The following is a 4559-nucleotide window of genomic DNA, read 5'->3' as shown; positions in this document are numbered from 1 at the left end:
TCCCGAGCTGTTCGAGGAATGCGCTCAGGTATGCACTCCATCCCTGGGCGACGACACTGGCTCCGAGGAACATCTCGAGGATCAGGTCCCATCCGATGATCCACGCGAACAGCTCGCCCAGGGAGGCATAGGAGAAGGTGTACGCCGAGCCCGACACGGGAACCGTAGAGGCGAATTCGGCGTAGCACATCGCCGCGAGGCCGCACGCGATGGCGGCGACCACGAAGCTGATCACGATCGCCGGCCCCGCGACGTCGTGGGCCGCGCGTCCGGTCAGGGTGAAGATACCGGCGCCGATGACGACGCCCACCCCGAAGACCGTGAGGTCCAGGGCGCTGAGCGACTTCTTCAGTCGGAACTCCGGCTCATCGGTATCGGCAATGGATTGCTCGATGGACTTGGTGCGAAAAACGCTCACCCGTCACTTCCTCCGTCCTGGCGCTACGGACCGAACGCCACCCGAGGACGTTAGTACCTTCGTCCCTGCGCCGCTAACGCTGGCGATCTGGACGAGACTGCGATATCACATCCACAGGCGCACGGGATTCATAGCGTCAAAGGTGTAGCATTCTCGCATCATGGCGATTAAGCACATCACGCATCTTGTCGACGATCTCGACGGTACCGTCCTCGAAGAAGGCGGCGGAAAGCAGATCACTTTCTCGATCGAAGGTCGTTCTTACGAAATCGATCTCTCCGACCGCAATGCGGACAAGTTCTATGCGGCCGTCGCGCCGTTCGTCGACGCGGCCCGTGCCGTCGGCCGGTCGGCCGCGGCTCCGCGTCGCGGGCGTTCTTCGCGCCGCTCCGGCGATGTCGATCTCGCAGCGGTGCGGGAATGGGCGCGCGCGAACGGCCACACGGTGAGCGACCGCGGTCGTATTCCTGCTCCCATCCTCGAGGCCTACCGCGCGGCGAATTCCTGAGGAAGGGAATTCTCTGCTCGGCGGGGGACCGCGCGCGGTGAGCGTGGGTGCGGTGACGCAATTCGCGGTGCTCGACGCGCTCATGGAGGGTGTCTACTCCTCCGGTGTTCCGATCTCGGAAGTCCGGCGGTGGGGTGACACCGGCGTCGGGTGCTGCGAGGGTCTCGGCGGAGAGGTGATCCTCCTCGACGGCGAGGCCTTCGAGTGCACCGCGGATGCCGTACCCCGGCGCATGCGCGACGACGAGGCCGTGCCGTTCGTCGACGTCTGCTTCTTCGGCGAGAAGGCCGCCGAGGTGCTCGGGCGTCTGGACCTCGACGGTGTGACGGCGGAGGTCGAGGGTCGGCTGCTCAGCCGGAACCTGTTTCACGCCGTCCGGATCGAGGGGGTCTTCTCCCGCGTCCGGACGCGCGTCACTCGGCGGCAGGAAGAGCCTCGCCCGCTCGGCGAGGTCGCGGCCGAGCAGGTCGAAACCGAGAGCGCCGATCAGTCGGGAGTGATGATCGGATTCTGGATGCCGCGCATATACCAGGGAATCACGGTCGCCGGGCTGCATCTGCACTATCTGAGTGATGATCGTCGGGTGGGCGGTCATGTGCTCGACGTGGCGATCGACCGGGCAACCGTTCGAATTTCGGCATTCTCCGAGTTCTCGCTCCGTCTGCCCCGGGACGAGGATTTCCTGTCGACGGAACTGACTCACGGCGAGGACCACCGCATCACCGCAATCGAGGGCGGGGCGCGGCGTTCTTCCGGGAATGATTGAACCGGGACGCACGGGGTTATTTGACGGGTGAACTCGCCGTCGGCTCACGGAATTCACCCATCCTCCGGATCTACAATCGCGGCATGGCAAAAAAGCAGATCACGCAGCTCATCGACGACCTCGACGGATCCGTCATCGACGACGGCACAACGATTCATTTCTCGGTCGAAGGTCGCGCGTACGAGATCGACCTCTCCGCCGACAATGCGTCCAAGCTCCGCGCGGCGTTCGAGCCGTTCGTGGCAGCCGGTCGCCCGCTCGGTTCCGCGCCGACTCCCGCGCGTCGTGCGACGAAGGCGCGTTCCTCCTCCGTTCGCGACTTGGGCGATGTCCGCGCCTGGGCCGAGTCGAACGGCTACTCGATCAATTCCCGCGGGCGTATCTCGGCGACGGTGCTCGAGGCGTACGACGCCGCGCACTGACCCCCAAAGAAAGAACCCCGGATGCGACGGCATCCGGGGTTCTTTTCCTTTCAGACCAGCGCGCCGGCGCCCGTCCGCAACCGCTCGGCGGCGAGACCCTCCGCGGCGGCAAGGGGCGTCACGCCACGGCTCGCCGCCTCGTCGAACACGCGGCGGAGAGTGTCGCCGATGCCCGCGACGCGGGCCATGATCGACTCGCGCGAGCCGAGCTGCTTGGCCGTGAGGTCCAGGTAGATCACGCCGCCGCCGTTGACGACGAAGTCGGGGGCGTAGAGCACGCCGCGTGCGGCGAGGCGGTCGGCGCCGGACCGGTCGGCCAACGGGTTGTTCGCGGGACCGCACACGGCGCGCGCGTCGAGCGCGTCGATCACGTCGTCGGTGAGCACACCACCGATGCCCGCGGGGACGAAGACGTCGGCGGGCACGAGGTGCGCGTCTCCCGGCTCCACCCACGCAGCTCCGAGCTGCGCGGCCAGGGCCCGCTTGGCGGGGTTCACGTCCGTGACGGTGAGGACGGCGCCCTCGGCGGCGAGGCGTTCGGCCAACCGACCGCCGACCTGTCCCAGACCGGCTATCGTGATCCGGCGTCCGCGGACGTCGTCCGACCCGACCACGCGCTCGAGCGTCGCCACGAGCGACGCGTACACGCCGAGGCTGGTGGGTCCCGCCGGCTCGCCCGATCCGCCGACCGCGTCGGGCAGGCCCACGACGTGCGCCGTCCGCTCGCTCACGACGAGCATGTCCTCGGTCGTGGATCCGACGTCCTCCGCGGTCCGGTATAGGCCGCCCAGGCTCTCCACGGCGTCGCCCAGGTCGAGGAACGCGGCACGGCGACGGTCGGCGTCGAGCACGGTCCCCTCGGGCAGACCGATGACCGACTTGCCGCCTCCGGCATCCAGTCCCGCCGCGGCGTTCTTCAACGTCATCGCGGCCGAAAGACGCAGGGCGTCGCCGAGCGCGTCGCTCCAGTGCGGGTAGGTCCACAGGCGCGCGCCGCCGAGGGCGGAGCCGAGCACGGAGGAGTGCAGCGCGACGGCGATGAACAGGCCGCTGCGGCGCCCCGTGCTCACCTCCACACGCTCGTGGGCGAAATCGGGCAGGGGCAGGGCGGTGGTCATCGCGATCCTTCGGTCGGTCGCCTTGTGGGCGGCTCTCTCATGGATGCCGCGGCGTTGCGGCATCCCTGTCCATTGTCGCCGACGACCGGGCGGGAGCGAGCAATATGCTGGCGCGATGAGCGAGTCCCTTCCCGCCCGCAGCCGTCTCGTCGCCGCCGCGCTGGAGCGCGCGGGGATCACCGGAGAGATCATCGTCCTTCCCGATGCCGCGCACACCGCGCTCCTGGCCGCGGAAGCCCTCGGGATCGACGTGGGCGCGATCGCCAACAGCCTCGTGTTCTGGAGCGACGACGAACCGTTGCTCGTCATGACCAGTGGCGCGCACCGGGTCGACACGGCGGCTCTCGCCGCGCGACTCGGGCGCGGCGGCATCCGCCGGGCGACGCCGGACCAGGTGCTCGCCGCGACGGGGCAGCCCATCGGCGGCGTCGCGCCGACCGGTCACCCGGCGCCGCTCACGACGATCGTGGACGAGGATCTCGCGGCGTTCCCGCAGATCTGGGCCGCCGGTGGAACGCCCCACACCGTATTTCCCCTGACCTTCGACGAGCTGGTGCGCCTCACGGACGGGACGGTCGCGCCCGTCGCCTGACGCCGCGCGGCCCTGCGCGGCCCTGCGCTGATGGTTCAGTGTCCAAGACACGCGGACGCGCCGCGACGCCGTCTGCGTGTCCTGGACACCGAACGGGTCAGTCCCGCGACTCCAGCACCGTCAGGCACACCACCGCGGCCGCCGCCGACCACGCCTGCGGTCGGCACGCGGCGGGATACGGCGTCGGGACGGAGGTCTCGGAGCGCGGATCGCCGGAGTGCAGCTCGGGGACGCGGTACGCGAACCCCTCCGCGGCATCCAGCAGTTCCGCGACGACGGCGCGCGCCGGGGCGAGCAGCCCCGCACGTCGCATCCCGTGCACGGCGATCGCGGTGTCGTGCACCCACACGCTGCCCCCGTGGTACGACAGCGGCCAGTAGCCGGCGGCGCCGGTCGACATGGTCCGGATGCCGAAACCGCTGGACATCGAGGAACGCCGCAGCAGCTCCGCGATGTGCGCCTCGTCGGCGGCATCCAGGATTCCCGTGCCGATCAGGTGACCGATGTTGCTGGTGAGGGTGTCGACCGGCCGTTTCTCGCGGTCCAGCGCGACGGCCGGGTAGCGGCCCTCGGGGGTCTCGATCCAGTAAGCGGCGGCGAAGCGCGTCTTCAGGTCGGCGGCCCATTCGCGCCAGAAGGCGATGTCACCGGCATCCTGTTCGTCGCCGAACTCCGCGAGCAGTTCCGCACCGGCGAGAGCGGCCTCGTACGCATACCCCTGCACCTCGCACAGGG

The 4559-nt window shown here is 69.2% G+C and carries 7 protein-coding genes; 4 read left to right on the top strand and 3 right to left on the bottom strand.

The window, feature by feature from the left end; all coding sequences use genetic code 11:
• Positions 1 to 418: amino acid permease (locus I5G_RS19655; RefSeq protein ID WP_036325452.1), on the bottom strand; the 418-nt coding region annotated here is incomplete at its 3' end.
• 160 nt (positions 419 to 578) lie between these two features.
• On the opposite strand from I5G_RS19655, the gene I5G_RS00295 reads away from it, so the two are divergent.
• The 3 genes from I5G_RS00295 to I5G_RS00285 all read left to right on the top strand — a co-directional run bounded on the left by I5G_RS00295 (position 579) and on the right by I5G_RS00285 (position 2114).
• Positions 579 to 926 carry an Lsr2 family protein gene (locus tag I5G_RS00295; RefSeq protein WP_026095530.1) on the top strand — a complete coding sequence of 116 codons (348 nt, stop codon included), beginning with the start codon at positions 579 to 581 and terminating at the stop codon, positions 924 to 926.
• A 37-nt stretch (positions 927 to 963) separates the two neighbouring features.
• Positions 964 to 1692, top strand: coding sequence for an acetolactate decarboxylase (budA, locus tag I5G_RS00290; protein WP_036325451.1), 729 nt, complete (start codon positions 964 to 966; stop codon positions 1690 to 1692).
• Positions 1693 to 1775: 83 nt separating this feature from the next.
• Positions 1776 to 2114 (top strand): Lsr2 family protein, encoded by a 339-nt coding sequence (locus tag I5G_RS00285; protein WP_022877263.1) that lies wholly within the window; start codon positions 1776 to 1778, stop codon positions 2112 to 2114.
• A 50-nt stretch (positions 2115 to 2164) separates the two neighbouring features.
• On the opposite strand, the gene I5G_RS00280 is transcribed toward I5G_RS00285, so the two are convergent.
• On the bottom strand, positions 2165 to 3232 hold the full coding sequence (locus I5G_RS00280) for a Glu/Leu/Phe/Val dehydrogenase family protein (RefSeq protein ID WP_026095528.1): 1068 nt from the start codon (positions 3230 to 3232) through the stop codon (positions 2165 to 2167).
• A 115-nt stretch (positions 3233 to 3347) separates the two neighbouring features.
• On the opposite strand from I5G_RS00280, the gene I5G_RS00275 reads away from it, so the two are divergent.
• The gene (locus tag I5G_RS00275; protein WP_022877261.1) at positions 3348 to 3824 is read left to right on the top strand and encodes a YbaK/EbsC family protein; all 477 of its coding nucleotides are present in this window, start codon (positions 3348 to 3350) and stop codon (positions 3822 to 3824) included.
• Positions 3825 to 3921: 97 nt separating this feature from the next.
• Here I5G_RS00275 and I5G_RS19650 read toward each other — a convergent pair.
• A partial coding sequence (locus tag I5G_RS19650) for an amylo-alpha-1,6-glucosidase (RefSeq protein ID WP_036325449.1) occupies positions 3922 to 4559 on the bottom strand: 638 nt, incomplete at its 5' end.

It is taken from the genome of Microbacterium sp. B19 (assembly GCF_000333395.1).
Taxonomy (GTDB): domain Bacteria; phylum Actinomycetota; class Actinomycetes; order Actinomycetales; family Microbacteriaceae; genus Microbacterium.
Note: the sequence above shows the minus strand (reverse complement) of the source record. Positions and strands in the feature narration are given on the sequence as shown.

Coding starts and splice junctions, on each gene's coding strand:
- I5G_RS00295 (WP_026095530.1), top strand. CDS start 579: ATGGCGATTAAGCACATCACGCATCTTGTCGACGATCTCGACGGTACC.
- I5G_RS00285 (WP_022877263.1), top strand. CDS start 1,776: ATGGCAAAAAAGCAGATCACGCAGCTCATCGACGACCTCGACGGATCC.
- I5G_RS00280 (WP_026095528.1), bottom strand. CDS start 3,232: ATGACCACCGCCCTGCCCCTGCCCGATTTCGCCCACGAGCGTGTGGAG.
- I5G_RS00275 (WP_022877261.1), top strand. CDS start 3,348: ATGAGCGAGTCCCTTCCCGCCCGCAGCCGTCTCGTCGCCGCCGCGCTG.